The organism is Acinetobacter sp. 16 (assembly GCF_033439925.1).
In the GTDB taxonomy this organism is placed as follows: Bacteria; Pseudomonadota; Gammaproteobacteria; order Pseudomonadales; family Moraxellaceae; genus Acinetobacter; species Acinetobacter junii.
On record NZ_CP137746.1, the window covers coordinates 89474 to 105171 of the forward strand.

General features: G+C 33.0%; 13 protein-coding genes and 1 pseudogene. 11 read left to right on the forward strand and 3 right to left on the reverse strand.

The genetic code is table 11. The features are described from left to right. Positions 1 to 269: 269 nt before the first annotated feature. Positions 270 to 1937, forward strand: a pseudogene (locus tag R2H34_RS00450) (polysaccharide biosynthesis protein); the annotation flags it as partial. Between the two features lie 118 nt (positions 1938 to 2055). Here R2H34_RS00450 and R2H34_RS00455 read toward each other — a convergent pair. Genes R2H34_RS00455 through R2H34_RS00465 form a run of 3 tightly spaced genes read right to left on the reverse strand, consistent with a single transcriptional unit; the run spans position 2056 to position 5809 of the window. Further along, entirely contained in the window at positions 2056 to 4257 is a 2202-nt protein-coding gene (locus tag R2H34_RS00455; RefSeq protein ID WP_042891487.1) for a polysaccharide biosynthesis tyrosine autokinase, read from the reverse strand. A 20-nt stretch (positions 4258 to 4277) separates the two neighbouring features. Then, a complete protein-coding gene (locus R2H34_RS00460; protein WP_042891488.1) occupies positions 4278 to 4706 on the reverse strand; it encodes a low molecular weight protein-tyrosine-phosphatase in 429 nt (142 codons plus the stop codon). 2 nt (positions 4707 to 4708) lie between these two features. After that, on the reverse strand, positions 4709 to 5809 hold the full coding sequence (locus tag R2H34_RS00465) for a polysaccharide biosynthesis/export family protein (protein WP_042891491.1): 1101 nt from the start codon (positions 5807 to 5809) through the stop codon (positions 4709 to 4711). A 283-nt stretch (positions 5810 to 6092) separates the two neighbouring features. On the opposite strand from R2H34_RS00465, the gene rfbB reads away from it, so the two are divergent. From rfbB to R2H34_RS00515, 10 genes are all read left to right on the forward strand, one after another. After that, positions 6093 to 7175, forward strand: a complete 1083-nt coding sequence (gene rfbB, locus R2H34_RS00470; protein ID WP_318342372.1) for a dTDP-glucose 4,6-dehydratase — start codon at positions 6093 to 6095, stop codon at positions 7173 to 7175. 13 nt (positions 7176 to 7188) lie between these two features. Further along, the gene (rfbD, locus tag R2H34_RS00475) at positions 7189 to 8097 is read left to right on the forward strand and encodes a dTDP-4-dehydrorhamnose reductase (protein ID WP_042891495.1); all 909 of its coding nucleotides are present in this window, start codon (positions 7189 to 7191) and stop codon (positions 8095 to 8097) included. Then, positions 8094 to 8984, forward strand: coding sequence for a glucose-1-phosphate thymidylyltransferase RfbA (rfbA, locus tag R2H34_RS00480; RefSeq protein WP_279697355.1), 891 nt, complete (start codon positions 8094 to 8096; stop codon positions 8982 to 8984). The genes rfbD and rfbA overlap by 4 nt, the downstream gene beginning before the upstream one ends. Before the next feature lie 67 nt (positions 8985 to 9051). Then, the gene (gene rfbC / locus R2H34_RS00485) at positions 9052 to 9615 is read left to right on the forward strand and encodes a dTDP-4-dehydrorhamnose 3,5-epimerase (RefSeq protein WP_004988766.1); all 564 of its coding nucleotides are present in this window, start codon (positions 9052 to 9054) and stop codon (positions 9613 to 9615) included. Positions 9616 to 9621: 6 nt separating this feature from the next. Beyond that, positions 9622 to 10914 carry an oligosaccharide flippase family protein gene (locus R2H34_RS00490; protein WP_318342373.1) on the forward strand — a complete coding sequence of 431 codons (1293 nt, stop codon included), beginning with the start codon at positions 9622 to 9624 and terminating at the stop codon, positions 10912 to 10914. 8 nt (positions 10915 to 10922) lie between these two features. Then, a complete protein-coding gene (glf, locus tag R2H34_RS00495) occupies positions 10923 to 12074 on the forward strand; it encodes a UDP-galactopyranose mutase (protein WP_004684243.1) in 1152 nt (383 codons plus the stop codon). Further along, complete coding sequence (locus R2H34_RS00500) at positions 12074 to 12790, forward strand: DUF4422 domain-containing protein (protein ID WP_004684244.1); 717 nt, start codon at positions 12074 to 12076, stop codon at positions 12788 to 12790. Before glf ends, R2H34_RS00500 begins: the two co-directional genes overlap by 1 nt. A 7-nt stretch (positions 12791 to 12797) precedes the next feature. Beyond that, positions 12798 to 13739 (forward strand): capsular polysaccharide synthesis protein, encoded by a 942-nt coding sequence (locus R2H34_RS00505; protein WP_318342374.1) that lies wholly within the window; start codon positions 12798 to 12800, stop codon positions 13737 to 13739. 52 nt (positions 13740 to 13791) lie between these two features. Further along, a complete protein-coding gene (locus R2H34_RS00510; RefSeq protein WP_318342375.1) occupies positions 13792 to 14733 on the forward strand; it encodes an EpsG family protein in 942 nt (313 codons plus the stop codon). After that, entirely contained in the window at positions 14733 to 15668 is a 936-nt protein-coding gene (locus R2H34_RS00515) for a glycosyltransferase (protein ID WP_318342376.1), read from the forward strand. Before R2H34_RS00510 ends, R2H34_RS00515 begins: the two co-directional genes overlap by 1 nt. The last annotated feature ends 30 nt before the right edge of the window (positions 15669 to 15698 follow it).

Below are 15698 nucleotides of genomic sequence, written 5' to 3' on the forward strand. Positions count from 1 at the left end.
TGATAGCATCGTTTATCCTCAAATGACTCGTATTTTGTACCCCTTTGCCCAGAAGATACCTTGTGAAACAAATTATTGAACAACTTGATACCGCTCCACGTCCATTCAAACAAGCATTTTTAGTGCTATTGGATATTATTGCGTTACCAATTTTATTTTGGCTGTGTTATGTCATTCGTTTGCTCAATTTTGATGTCGAAGCTATGTCAGGGTTAGATTTTTGGTGGATATATCTTGATCTAATTGCGATTACTTTGTTTTGGGGATTAGGTATATATCGTTTTATTGTTCGAGCCTTTAACGAAGCATTTATTGTCAAGTTGGCATTGGCTGTATGTTGCATGATGATTGCTTTATATGCGATGAAAACTGCCACACCAGCTTTTATTCCAATGTCTATTCCGATCATGTTCGGTTTCATGATGTTTGCTTGGGTATGGTGCAGCCGTGCTTTAATTCGTTTTGTAGTGAATAATGCATTAGGTGTAGCACATCAACAGAAACGTATTGCAATTTATGGTGCAGGCTACGCAGGTCAGCAAATTGCAGCAGCTTTATTTCGATCAGATAATCATCTTCCTGTTTTTTTTATTGATGACTCGCCATCTCTACAAGGTCAGATGCTCGGTGGTCTAAAAGTTTATTCATTAAAAAAAGCATTGGGTCGTCTAAAGCAACGTCATGTAGCAGAAGTATTATTGGCATTACCATCCGTAGGTCGCGAAAAGAAAGCACATATTATTCAGCAATTAGAGCCAGCACATTTAAAAATTACTGAATTTCCAGATTTGACTAAATTAGTCAATGGAGATATTCAAATTAATGATATTAGGGAAGTCGATATTATCGACTTATTAGGTCGAGACCCAGTACCGCCTATTTCGGAATTATTAGCTAAAAATATTAGTGGCAAAGTGGTCATGGTGACTGGTGCTGGTGGATCGATTGGCTCTGAACTTTGTCGTCAAATCATTAAGAATCAACCAAAGCTCTTAGTTCTATTCGAATTAACTGAGTTTGCATTGTATAGTGTGGAAAAGGAACTCAATTCGCTTGCAAGTTGCCCAATAGTACCAATATTAGGCAGTGTTCAAGAACAGCACAAGCTTGAGCGAATTATAGAGCAATACCAAATTCAAACAATTTATCATGCAGCTGCCTATAAACATGTACCTTTAGTTGAATGCAATCCGATCGCAGGGCTAAAAAATAATGCAGTTGGTACAGCTAGTTGTTTAAATGCAGCGGTTGCAAAAGGAGTAGAAACTTTTGTCCTGATTTCAACTGACAAAGCCGTACGCCCAACCAATGTAATGGGTGCGTCGAAACGTATGGCAGAGTTGTATTGCCAAGCAATGGCTGAAACTCAGAAATCTACACAAATTAGTATTGTTCGCTTTGGTAACGTACTGGGTTCATCTGGTTCTGTAGTACCATTATTTAAGCAGCAAATTGCTAAAGGTGGTCCCGTTACAGTAACACACCCAGATGTAACACGATACTTTATGACTATCCCAGAGGCTGCGCAACTAGTCATCCAAGCAGGAGCTTTAGGGCAAGGCGGAGATGTCTTTCTACTTGATATGGGTGAATCGGTAAGGATTCAGGATTTGGCTCGACAAATGATTGCTTTGAGTGGTCTAACAGTTCGAGAAACACCTACAGGTGATGGGGATATTGAAATTCAATATACTGGCTTACGACCTGGTGAAAAACTTTATGAAGAACTTTTGATTGACCAAGAAAATACGGAATATACTGAGCATCGTCGTATTTTACGTTCTTTTGAAAAATTTTATCCATTACATGAAATACAAGACGTTTTTACAAGATTTAGTCAAATGACTGCTGTTGCTCAGGATATTGATTGGGCATTACTTCAACTTGAGTATTATGTAGATGGGTATCGCCGTAATAGTGAAATTCAAATCAATTAATTTATAAAAACTATTGAGTTGCATATTATCCTAAACAACTCTTAGCGATTTAGCTTAACCAAAGAACGAAAAAACCGAGTACTAATGTACTCGGTTTTTTCGTTCTAGGATGAAAATTTTAATCTTCTTTATCATCCTTATGTGCAGTATAAGCATATGCATAGCTATAGCCATAACCCGCACCAACTGTTTGTTGGATGTCATTAAGAATGAAACCATTGACTTTAACATTGGCTTGCTCGAAACGATTCAATGTCAATTCTAGCTCTTTCATTTGTGTTTTAGCATAACGGGCAACAACTAAATTTACACCACTGTATTGAGAAATAATAATGCCATCAGTAACAGCTAATACAGGTGGTGTGTCAATAATAATATGGTCGTATTGAGTACGCAATTGCTCTAGTAGCTCACCAAAATATGAAGTGCTTAACAGCTCTGAAGGGGATGCTGGACTCTTGCCTCGTGTGATCATATCCAAGTTTTCAACGCTAGTTTGATGAATTACTTGTTGTACATTAGCTTGATTGCTAATTAAATCAGCTAAGCCAGGTTTCACATCCAAGTTAAAATACTTATGCATGTAACCACGACGCAAATCAGCATCAATTAAAAGAATTCTCTTCCCGCTCTGAGCAAAGATAGTTGCTAAGTTTGTAGAAATGAATGATTTTCCAATTTCTGGAGCAGGACCAGAAATTGTAATAATATTATTTTTTGCATTAGCTAATGCAAAATGAATCGCTGTACGAATACTGCGCAGACTTTCAATTGCAATATCGTCACTTTGTTTCACTGCTAAAATTGGAATACTCTTTTTCTTTTTCAAAATACTCATACGAGTTTCTTGAACAGGGGAGCGAGGTACTGTTGCATATACAGGTAAGTCAAATTCATTTTCAATTTGAGATGAATCTTTGATACCTGAACGAAGCATATTGCGAGCAAGTGCAATTAATACACCGATAAATCCACCAACAAAAATAGATAGAATAAGCACAATTAGCTTTTTGGGTTTGATTGGTTTGATTGGTTCAACAGCAGTATCAACCACACGAACATTCCCAATCTCACCAGCTTTTGCAACACGAAGTTGTTGATAACTATTTAATAAGTTCGTGTAGAGAGATGTATTTACTTGAACATCGCGATAAAGCTGTAAGTATTGGCGTTGTAATTCAGGTAGACGCTTCAAAGTCGAGTTTAACTCTACAATTTTTTTATTGACAGTTTCTAATTGAGCATTAATTTCCCGCATTAATGGATGATCATTAGTATATTTTGCGGACATTTCAGCTTGCTTTTGTTCAAGCTCTGTTTTCATTGTTTCTAATTGGATGTTTTGTTTTAAGAATAATTCAGATTCTTGAGTAACATCAACAGTGTTATTCTGCTCACGAAATTGGTTAAACTTTCTTTCAGAATCTTCTAACTGCTGACGAAGTTCAGGCAATTGTTTATCTAGAAAACTTAAAGTTTGCTTTGATTCCAATGTTTTTCTTTCAATATTTTGTTCATGATAAACTACCAAAATACTATTCAGAACTTGAGTAATATGCTGTGGGTTTGTTCCTTGATAACTTAACCCTAGAACCCCTGTCATTTTTCCTTTTTCAGCTACAGCATAACTTTTTTTAATAGCATCAACAGCTGTTGGTAAAGATAACTTTCTTATAGTAAATGTTTGCTCAAAAGGTTGAGAAGAATTGATATAAACATACCATTGACCTTTAGCATCATTTAAAGCACTTTCTTTTCCAGTTGTACCATTAAAAATGATATTATCTTTATAACTAAGGGTGAATTTATGATCTTTTTGAAACTGTAATTCAAGAGGTTTATCTAAATAATAATGAGGAACAATTAATTTTTTGATATGAAAAGATTTGTTTTGCTTAGAAAAAAAGACTCCCTGACTTGAATATTCTATTAGTGGTTGCTTATTTGAAAGTAAACGATGAATTAAACCATCCTGACTATCTTTTAGTTGAATATCCAAATTTAGATTGCTTATCACCTTGCCTAAAACCATACGAGAATTTAAGACTTCTTTTTCAGCATCAGCTAAAGACTTTTGACCGGAAATACCAGGAATATCTCCTAAGCTACCCAATAATGCTGCAGAAGCAGCGCCTTTACTATCTTCAACTTGAACTAAGGCATCAACTGAGTAAATTTCAGGTGTAGTTCGTAGAAATAATACTGCACAAATTAAGCTTAAAATAATACACAGCGCAATGATTTTCCATTGCGATATTAAAGAGAAAAATAACTCTTTTAAATCAATTGTATCGTCGTTGAGGTTTTGGTTTTGGCTCATGTTTATGCAACTACGTAAAATTAAATATGTGATTTCCAGTCAGATACATATGACTGTATATTCAAACAAGTTTCATTAAAAAAATCTTGATCATGCTGATAAGGATCCGGTACATTTTTACCTTGCCAATGTCCTAATCTGAATACCTTACCCTTAGAAAAAGGCCATGTTTGCTCAAGATGCTTTTGTTGATTTTGACTCATTACAAGTATCAAATCAGCTTTCTTTATGTGATCTGCATTCAACTTTTTTGCAATATGTTGACGCATATCAATGTTAAAACTATCCATACATTTGATTGCTTTATCGTCAGCAGAATGACCAACCAAACCAGAGATTCCTGCAGACTCTATGTCAATATTTGGATGATTTTGTTTGAGAAAATACTCGGCCATAGGGCTACGACAGATATTCCCAACGCAAATTACTAAAATATTACGAATTTGCATCTTTATTTACCCAATTGATCAAAAGTATAGAGGGTACTTGAGAAAGGAATAATTTGATTCATGACTCGTTGCCAGCGTGTTAAGCCAGTTGCATCGATATATACAATATCGTTTTTCTTCATTTCAAATTGATTGGCTAGCGCTAAATTACCGAAACTACTTAAATTAAGATGATAAATTGTAGATGATTTTTTGTTCAAGTCAGTACGCATTACATAGATACGAGCTGCACTTGCAGAAGTAGGATTAATTCCTTCACTTTCACCGAGGACATCACTAAGCGTCATGCCTTGATCTCGAAGCGCTATTGCTTGGCTGCGACTGGACTCACCCATAACATAAAGTTTTTGATTTTGTTTAGTATTTACATAAATCGTATCATTTGGTTGTATGAGTAAATTATGTAATGAAAAGCCTTTCTTTTCTAAACTTAATGTATTCAGATTGAAGGTCTTACCATTACGTATAAGTTGAATGGAAGTGTTGTCTCCTGTTTCTGTATTTACACCACCAGCCATACTAAGGGCTGTATAAATACTAATCGGCTGATCGTTTAAAGTATATTGGCCACTTTTAAGCACCTGTCCATTTACAAAATAGCGCTTGCCTTCATAGGACAAAACCCGCGCTACAACATCAGGTGTTTTTAGAAAACGAGAATATTCAGAACGAAGAGACTGATTAAACTGAGGAAGCGTTTGTCCAGCAGCTCGTATTTTTCCTATCAAAGGTAAATAAATATATCCATTAGTGTCGATAGGATAACCTACAGCTTTTATGTTTGTTGCATCTTGAATTGGTGGAGTAATTTCAGGATAAGCCCACAATTGTATAGACAGTACATCACCTGCGCTAAGTCTATATTGCACATGATTTTTATTGAATAAAGCTGAAATGTTTACAGTATCATTTTGCGTCAGATTATTATCTGATTTCGGAAGATTAGATTGTGTTAATTGAACAACGGAGACTTCAGCACCTTGATCAGTTTTATAGTAACCTTGGTCTGGTAGGTCATAGGTTTGTAAACCAGAAGTCATAGCGCAGCCAGAAAGGCTGAAAACTAGAAAAGAGAGTATAAGGGGGGTGTTCTTAAATGTCACAATGTAACCCTTTGCTTGTAATTCATTTTAACTTAAAATCTAAATTTGAAAGAATTGTAGACGATAATTCCCTTTAGAAGTAGAGTTTTGATGAGGATTTTGTATATTTGAATAGACTATCTTGTATTATTTAATTAAAGTGATTTGGCTTTTTAATATTATTAACATTAAAGCCAAGGTAAAATATTGGATAAACTGTAATACGTGATCTAATCACGGTCTCTTTGAAAAAGTAAAACTTATTTACTTTAATTCATGAGAATTCAAAAAACATAGGAAAAGTATGAAATTATTGGTAACAGGCGGTGCTGGTTTTATTGGTTCAGCCGTTGTTCGTCATGTTATTGAAAATACAGAAAACGAAGTATTAAATGTCGACAAACTCACCTATGCAGGAAATTTAGAATCTTTAGCACGTATTGCTAAAAATCCGCGATACACATTTTCTCAAACTGACATCTGTGATCGTGCTGCTTTAGATGAATTATTTGAAAATTTCCAACCCGATGCTGTGATGCATTTAGCTGCTGAATCGCATGTCGACCGTTCAATTACTGGCCCTGCGGCGTTTATTGAAACCAATATTATTGGTACCTACCAACTACTTGAGGCAGCACGCCATTACTGGAATCAACTAGATCAAAATAAAAAACAAGCATTTCGATTTCATCATATTTCAACAGATGAAGTGTATGGCGATTTAGAAGGTACAGAAGATCTGTTTTTAGAAACAACACCTTATGCTCCAAGTTCACCTTACTCTGCCAGCAAAGCCAGTTCGGATCACTTGGTTAGAGCATGGTACCGCACGTACGGCTTACCAGTTGTACTGACCAATTGTTCAAACAACTATGGGCCGTTCCATTTCCCTGAAAAACTCATTCCGCTGGTAATTTTAAATGCACTGGCGGGTAAGCCGCTACCTGTATATGGAAACGGTACACAAATTCGTGACTGGTTGTATGTAGAAGATCATGCCCGCGCACTTTATAAAGTAGTCACAGAAGCAGCAGTGGGTGAAACTTACAACATTGGCGGTCACAACGAGCAAAAAAATATTGATGTGGTAAAAGCAATTTGCGAACTTTTAGAAGAGCTTGCTCCAAACAAACCTGAAGGTTTAGCACGTTATGAAGACCTCATCACTTATGTGACAGATCGCCCTGGTCACGATTTACGCTATGCAATTGATGCAAGCAAAATTCAAAAAGACCTTGGTTGGGTGCCTGAAGAAAGTTTTGAAACGGGTTTAAGAAAAACCGTTGAGTGGTATTTGAATAACCAAGCGTGGGTTCAACATATCCAAAGTGGTGAATATCAAAATTGGATCAATCAACAGTATCAGGTTGCAGAAGAAACAAATTAAGTTGCGTAATACTATGAAAATACTGTTGTTAGGAAAAAATGGCCAAGTGGGGTGGGAGTTACAGCGTGCACTCCAACCACTTGGAGAGGTGATTGCTTTAGATCGTCAAGCAAACCCTGAGGGTTGGTGTGGTGATGTTGCAAACTTTGCAGAAATCTCAAAAGCCTTTGAACAAATTCGCCCAGATATCGTCGTGAATGCAACCGCTTATACCGCTGTAGATAAGGCTGAATCTGATGCTGAACAGGCACATCTTATCAATGCTTTAGCGGTTAAACATTTGGCTGAGGAATGTCAAAAGCATAGTGCATTGTTGATCCATTATTCAACAGACTATGTGTTTGATGGCACAGGTGTTTTGGCATGGAAAGAGGATGACCAAACTGCCCCAGTTAATTTGTATGGTCAAACTAAACGAGACGGTGAGCTTGCTTTAGAGCAAAGCGGAGTTTCATTTCTAAATTTCCGTACCTGTTGGGTCTATGCGGCGCGAGGAAATAATTTCATTAAGACCATGCTCAAATTGGCGCAAATGAAAGAAGAGCTGAATATCATCCAAGATCAAGTTGGTGTACCTACTGGAGCAGCACTGATTGCAGATGTCACGGCTCAAGCTATTCGCTATTATACTTTACAGTCGGATGAACAAAAAATACTGTTGCACGGTCATTACCATTTAGCGCCTACAGGCGAAACAACATGGTATGACTATGCTCAATTTGTGTTTGCGCAGGCACGTGAACATAATCAACCGTTGATCTTAAAACAAGTGAATCCCATAGAAACACAAGCTTACCCAACACCAGCAAAGCGCCCTTTAAATTCACGTTTAAATACAGATAAGTTACAACAAAATTTTAAATTACACCTGCCACATTGGCAGCAAGGTGTAGCACAAGTATTAGAGGAACTTCTTCCATGAGTCAAATAAAACGCAAAGGCATTATTCTTGCGGGTGGGTCAGGCACACGTTTGTATCCAATTACTATGGGAACGTCAAAACAGCTACTCCCAATTTATGACAAACCCATGATTTATTATCCACTGTCTGTGCTTATGCTGGCAGGGATTAGTGAAATTTTAATCATATCTACCCCAGAAGACTTACCAAATTTTGAAAAACTTTTAGGAACAGGTGAGGCGCTTGGAATCAAACTCTCTTACAAAGTTCAACCGTCTCCTGATGGGCTTGCTCAAGCATTTATTTTGGGCGAAGAGTTTATTGGTCAAGATAATGTCACCCTAATTTTGGGTGACAATATTTTTTACGGTCAAAGTTTTGGGCAGCAGCTCAAGCGTGCAGCCGAGCAACAGACGGGTGCAACAGTATTTGGCTACTATGTGAGTGATCCAGAGCGTTTTGGTGTGGTCGATTTTGATGCATCGGGTAAAGCTTTAAGTATTGAAGAAAAACCAGAGCAGCCAAAATCGAATTATGCAGTGACGGGTTTGTATTTTTACGACAATTCGGTGGTTGAGATTGCCAAAAATATTAAACCATCACATCGCGGGGAGCTTGAAATTACCGACGTAAATAATATTTATTTACAGCAACAAGCACTAAATGTAGAAGTACTTGGCCGAGGTTTTGCATGGCTAGATACAGGTACACATGATTCACTGATTGAAGCGAGTCAGTTTGTACAAACCATTGAGCATCGTCAGGGTTTAAAAGTTGCCAGTTTAGAAGAGATTTCTTTTAACAATGGCTGGATCGATTTAAACCAACTTAAAGCACGTGGTGAATTTTTTAAGAAAACTGGATATGGTCAGTACTTGTTAAAATTGCATCAAGAACATTCAAAATAAATGTAATCAAGTCATTATCTAAATCAACATGATGCCTTGCATATAGACTACACTGGATATTGTCGTAATGAATATTATTGAAACTAAAATCAATGGTTTACTCATTTTAGAGCCGCGTGTATTTGGTGATGACCGTGGCTGGTTTATGGAAAGTTTTAACCAAAAAAACTTTGAGCAGGCGCTTACTGAGCGTGATTTAGATGTGCCACAATTTGTACAAGATAATCACTCGTTTTCACAAAAAGGCGTATTGCGCGGTTTGCATTATCAGCTTAATCCGCATGCGCAAGGGAAGCTAGTGCGTGTAGTACAGGGCCGAGCGTGGGATGTAGCAGTAGATATCCGTGAAAACTCCCCAACATTTGGTGAATGGGTAGGGCTTGAGCTTACAGGCGATAATCACAAACAGTTTTGGATTCCTGCTGGTTTTGCACATGGCTTTATTGCACTCGAAGATAATACTCAGTTTTTATATAAAACCACAGATTATTACTCTAAAGAGTGTGAAAGAAGTATTGTATGGAATGATCCAGATCTTGCGATTGATTGGCCTGTTGAAGAAGGAACGTCATTAAAGCTAACTGAGAAAGATGAAAATGCAAGTAGATTAACAGATGCTGCGTTGTTTTAATCTTCTATGAAAACAAATAAAATTCTGAAAAATTTTTCTTATTTAGGTGTAGTTCAAATATTAAACTATGCCTTACCTATTATTACAATTCCTTTGGTTTCTAGAGCATTAGGTGTAGAAAAAATTGGACTGATAAGCTATATATTTTCGTATATATCTTATCTTATTTTATTGGTGAATTATTCTTTTTCATTAACAGCTATCCGAAAGCAAAATCAACTTAATGACTTGAGTCTCACATTTAGCTTGGTTTTTAAGAGCCAACTTCTTTTACTCGTCCTAACATTACCTTTCTTACTAATTGCACTATTATTTATACCAGATCTTAAGTATAACTGGTTTTTAACATGTATTTCGTATATAGCAGTACTAGGTGCTTTTTTTGATAAAAATTGGATTTTTCAATATAAGCAAGATTTGAAATTAGTTGCGATTGTTAATGTATTACTTAAGATTACAAGTGTTGTATGTATTCTACTTTTCATAAAAGAGAAAGAAGATTATCTTCTTTATGCTATAATTTTATATAGTGTTATCTTTTTTACGAATATTATCCTATTTTTTATATGTGTAAAAAAATACGAAATTAAAATTTTAAAAGTTAGATTAAAAGAAGTTATTAGTTTTTTGAAAGAAGGGAAAATGTTGTTTTTCTCTTCAGTTGTAATCAGTTTTTATACATCCACTAGTACGCTATTACTTGGAATTTATTGTAGTAATCGGGATGTTGGGCTCTATAGTTCTGCGATGAAATTGATTGATATCGCGAAAGTATTTGCAATTATGCCAATAACACAGCTTATCTATCCAATTGTCTCGCAAAAAATATCTGAGAATGTTGATGAGGGAATTCTTTTTGTCAAAAAATTGATGCCAATTTTTAATTTTATGGCGATTCTTTTGTTTATTGGAGCGATTATAGTGGGGCCGTTTATGCTTCATCTTCTATTCGGGTCACAATTTCTTGATGCAATTCCAATTTTATGGATACTTAGCTTTACTTTAATTTTAATTCTTTATAGTACTGTCTTTGGCGTGTTGTTGATGGTTAACTTGGGGATGGATCACTTATTCTTTAAAAATCAACTATATGTTGCTGTTTTAAGTGTTTTACTTACAATTTTAATATTACCGTATGGCGCTGGAATGACATCTGCTATTATATTGGTCATTAGCGAGATATTGATAACAGGATATCAATACTACTGTCTTAGATTAAAAGGTTATAACCTATTTTATTTAGAGATGTTTTCTAAAAAAGCTTTTTTAGAAGCAGTTAATGCAATTAAAACCCATTAGGATCAAATATGAATTTTTTAATTGTAGGCGCAGGTTTTACTGGCGCGGTTGTTGGACGAGAACTCGCTGAAGCGGGGCATCATGTTAAAATTATAGATCAACGTTCACATATTGCTGGTAATTGCTTTACAAAGCGAGATGAACAAACTAATGTGATGGAGCATGTGTATGGTCCACATATCTTTCATACTAGTGATGAGCAAGTATGGGAATACATCAATAAACATGGTACTTTCATGCCATACATTAATCGTGTAAAAACAAATTATCAAAATCAAGTCTATTCGTTACCTATTAATTTACATACGATTAATCAGTTTTACAAAAAAAGTTTTAATCCGACTCAAGCAAAAGAATGGATTTCAAGTATTGCAGATCAATCGATTAAAGAGCCACAAAATTTTGAGCAGCAAGCTTTAAAATTTGTAGGCAAAGATTTGTATGAAGCATTCTTTAAAGGATATACCAAGAAACAATGGGGCTGCGACCCAACTGAGCTGCCAGCAAGTATTTTAAAACGTTTACCAGTACGTTTTAACTATGATGATAATTATTTTTCACATAAGTATCAGGGTATCCCAAAAGATGGTTACACACCTATTGTTGAGTCTATTATTACTCATGAGCAAATAGAGATTCAATTGAATACAAGCTTTAATAAGAAACTACTTGAACAGTATGACCATGTGATTTGGACTGGACAACTTGATCAGTGGTTTGAATATTCAGAAGGGCGATTAGGATATCGTACACTTGACTTTGAAAAGCATATTACAGAAGGTGACTTTCAAGGCACAGCTGTAATGAATTATGGTGATGAAACAGTGCCTTACACGCGTATTTCTGAACATAAATACTTTACTCCATGGGAAACATACAACAGCACAATATACTTTAAAGAATTTAGTAGAGCTTGCGGTGAAAATGATATTCCTTACTATCCGATACGATTAGTAAACGACAAATTTTTATTAGAAAAATATATTGCTTTAGCTGGAAAAGAAAAAAATGTGACTTTTGCTGGACGGCTTGGAACGTATCGCTATATGGATATGGATGTCACTATTAAAGAAGCATTATATTTGGTAAGTAAAATACTGTTGAATATTAGAAATAATGATAAATTAAAAAGCTTTTATCATAATGAAATGGTTGTTTAATGATGAAAACAGAAATATATATTGCTACACATAAAGAGTATAACTTTCCTAGAATAGAGGGTTATATTCCAATTCATGTTGGAAAAGCTTTAACAGATTTGGATTTAGGTATTATTGGAGATAATACAGGAGATAATATTTCTAATCTGAATCCGAATTTTTGTGAGTTGACCGCTTTGTATTGGATGTGGAAAAATAGCAATGCAGATATTTTGGGACTAGTTCATTATAGAAGATATTTTTTAGATGTAAATAATATCGAATCTTTATCCAGAAATGAAATTATAATACCTAAAAAAGTTAGGTATTATAAAGAAGGTATAATGAATATATTTCTACTGAGACGATTTTTTTCTAAATTATCAATACAAGATCATTACAAGAAAAATCATATATCTCTACATTGGGATGTTTTAAGAGGTATAATTTGTCATAAATTTCCAGAATATTTAAAGATTTTTGATATGGTATCTAATAGTAAGTCTGGTATGAGTCATTACAATATGTTTATAGCTCATAAAGATTTTGTAAATGGTTATTGTGAATGGTTATTTAATATATTGTTTGAGTTGAAGAATGTTCTAGATTTAGATGATTATGATGCATATCAACGTAGAGTTTATGGTTTTATATCTGAAAGATTATTGAATGTATATATTGAAATGCATAAAAAAAATCTCAAAATTAGATATAAAAATGTTAGTTTTATTTCTTGAGTTAAAAATGAAAAAAATTAAATTACTAAGAACTGTTGTCGCTCCAATATATTGGTTTGTACTTTGTTGGTACAGATCTATTTTTGGTTATAGTCAGCAGGAAAAATGGGTATATCAAAATGAAAACAATAAACTAAGTAATAATTCATTTCCTAAGATAATCTGGATTTATTGGGATTCTGCCGAAAGGAATTTTTTGGTAGAAAGGTGTATTTCTCAAGTGAGAAAATTATGTCCAGATTATGATATAACAATTCTTAATAGAAAAAATGTAATTGAATATGTTGATTTATCAAAAATAAATTATGAATTAACTCAAGCAACATTGTCTGACTATATCAGATTAGCACTACTAAGAAAATATGGTGGTGTTTGGATGGATGCAAGTGTTTTTTTGTTGCAAGATTTATTTTGGGTAGAGAAAAACATTAAAAATTTTTCAACATTACTATTTTATACTGATCTTTGTACATTAGATCAAAATAATCCAGTTTGTGAAAGTTGGTTTATAGCGGCTAAAAAAAATAATGACTTTATTAATGATTGGTTTTTGGAGTTTGAATTATGTGTGACTAGTAGTAATCCATACTTATATTATAAAGATTATTTTAATAAAAAAGATATTATACAAAAAATTCCAAATACTGATTATTTGATGATTTATGTAGCAGCTGAAATTGTTAAATCAAAGAAAAAATATGATATAGTGTACTTAAATTCAAAAAGTACAGGGCATTATTATAATTACAAATTTTGTGCAAATGGTTGGTTTATTGCTAGAAATTTGCTTTTTAAGGATAAAAGAAAGGTATATAATCCTAAATTAATTAAGTTTACAAGTGATATAAGGGATTATATTAACAAATATTTAGAAAAAGGAAATTATGATATAAATAGTGTGGTTGGTAGTAGCGGTTTTAATAAAGGTAGTAGTGTTGATGAAAAATAGTCACAGCGTAAAATATTTATATTTTACGCTATTGATATATATAGTTTTTTTTATGGCATCTTTTTCTACTTTAAAACCACGGGGTTTTGATTCAGATGACTCAAACTATATAAGAGTATTTAATTCTATAAAATTTGATACTTCATATTTTTTTCAAGAAATGGAACCAACTTATATATTGGTTTCAAAAGTATTACATTATTTTGGTGCTAATTATGAATGGATGTTATTGTTTTTTTCTGCTTTTGGCCTAACTTTAAAGTTTATATCTGTTTATAAATTTTATAATAAAATTAGAGGTATTTATCTCTTTTTAATTTCTTATTTTTTATTCTTATATTGGTTTCATGACTTAACTCAAATACGAATTTCTTTTAGTCTTGGGCTTTTTTTGTATGCAACAACTTTAAGGTATAAAAATTTTATAAAATATTTTCTACTAATTGTCAGTTTATTAACACACTACTCTATTATTCCTGCTATTTTTTTATTGATATATAGAGACTTATTTGAATTAAAAATTCATCCAAAGTATCGATTTTATTTTGGCTGTCTCTTTTATTTATCTATACTACTAACTGTAGTATATATTAATTCTTTGATAGAATTGAAATATGGTGAAGGTAACTATCCATCTATATACTATTTGTTGCATCCATACTCAATATCCATTTTATTTTCATTATTTATTTTGAGAAGAAATAATAGGACTATTTTTTATTATTTATCTTTGTTTTATTATATCTTTTTTATATCTTATCTTTTGAGCAATAGTCAAATTGCTGCTTTTAGATTTATTGAGATAGCATATTTCTTTATTTTAATAGATATTTGTAAAAAATTTGATACTGGTTGGAAGAATTTTAAAGCCTTATTTTGCTTGATAATAACTACTTTTGCTTTCTCTTCATATGCTTTCTTTTTTTCATCTCAATCAAGTTTTGATTTTTTAGTTTTAAATAAATGGATTAATAGTGGATTTGGAGTTTTTTGATGATTGATATAGTTATGGCAACATATAACGGTGAAAAATATTTAGAGGCTCAATTGCTCTCTTTGATAAGTCAAACTCATAAAAATTGGTCATTACATATCTATGATGATTGTTCAACTGATGGAACTGTCGATATTATAAATAAGTTTATAAAGATTGATAGTCGTATCCATTTTTATCAAAATAAAAGAAATTTAGGGTGTGCATTGACATTTTTAAATGGAATAAAAAACTCATCTGCTGAATTTATTATGTTGTGTGATCAAGATGATATTTGGTTTGATAACAAAGTATTTCAACTTTACAACTTTATTAAAGATGAAAAAAAATTACCTTGTATTGGGTTAGCTAAAGGGGTTTCTTTTAATCAAAATATAAATAAAGTTACTGGTTTTATAAATTTAAATGAGCCTAAATCATTAAATGAATTTTTATTAAATAATGGAGGGTTACAAGGCTGTTCTATGATTATTAATAAAAAATTAATTAATTTAGTTTTAGAAGTACCTTCTGAAATCGTTATGCATGATCATTATCTTTCGTTATTAGCATTCTCTTTTGGAAAAGTTAAATATTTAAATATGGATTTAATGCTATATAGAAGACATGAGAAAGCTGTTACTACTAATTTTTATGGTTCTTTTTTATCTAAGGCTTATAATTATATTACTTCTAAGCCCTTTGTGATAGATTATCATCATTATATTGCAATAAAATCATTTTATAATGAAAATTATAGTAGATTTCAAGACAAAGAAATTCAATTATTTAAAGCATATCTTTCTTTAAAAGATGAAAATATATTAAAGGTATTTTTTGTGATACTGAAATTTAGGTTTTTAATTCGAGGAAGTATTCTCTTTTCTTTTCTTTCTTTTTTTCTTAAGAGAAAAATTGGAAATAATCAAAAGCAAAATCTTTATTATTGGAAATAATAATATGAATCTTGGATAATTAATTATCTT

Excerpts from the sequence above, each read along its gene's own strand:
- R2H34_RS00455 (WP_042891487.1), bottom strand. The coding sequence starts at position 4,257 with ATGAGCCAAAACCAAAACCTCAACGACGATACAATTGATTTAAAAGAG.
- R2H34_RS00460 (WP_042891488.1), bottom strand. The coding sequence starts at position 4,706 with ATGCAAATTCGTAATATTTTAGTAATTTGCGTTGGGAATATCTGTCGT.
- rfbB (WP_318342372.1), top strand. The coding sequence starts at position 6,093 with ATGAAATTATTGGTAACAGGCGGTGCTGGTTTTATTGGTTCAGCCGTT.
- rfbD (WP_042891495.1), top strand. The coding sequence starts at position 7,189 with ATGAAAATACTGTTGTTAGGAAAAAATGGCCAAGTGGGGTGGGAGTTA.
- rfbA (WP_279697355.1), top strand. The coding sequence starts at position 8,094 with ATGAGTCAAATAAAACGCAAAGGCATTATTCTTGCGGGTGGGTCAGGC.
- rfbC (WP_004988766.1), top strand. The coding sequence starts at position 9,052 with ATGAATATTATTGAAACTAAAATCAATGGTTTACTCATTTTAGAGCCG.
- R2H34_RS00490 (WP_318342373.1), top strand. The coding sequence starts at position 9,622 with ATGAAAACAAATAAAATTCTGAAAAATTTTTCTTATTTAGGTGTAGTT.
- glf (WP_004684243.1), top strand. The coding sequence starts at position 10,923 with ATGAATTTTTTAATTGTAGGCGCAGGTTTTACTGGCGCGGTTGTTGGA.
- R2H34_RS00500 (WP_004684244.1), top strand. The coding sequence starts at position 12,074 with ATGATGAAAACAGAAATATATATTGCTACACATAAAGAGTATAACTTT.
- R2H34_RS00505 (WP_318342374.1), top strand. The coding sequence starts at position 12,798 with ATGAAAAAAATTAAATTACTAAGAACTGTTGTCGCTCCAATATATTGG.
- R2H34_RS00510 (WP_318342375.1), top strand. The coding sequence starts at position 13,792 with ATGGCATCTTTTTCTACTTTAAAACCACGGGGTTTTGATTCAGATGAC.
- R2H34_RS00515 (WP_318342376.1), top strand. The coding sequence starts at position 14,733 with ATGATTGATATAGTTATGGCAACATATAACGGTGAAAAATATTTAGAG.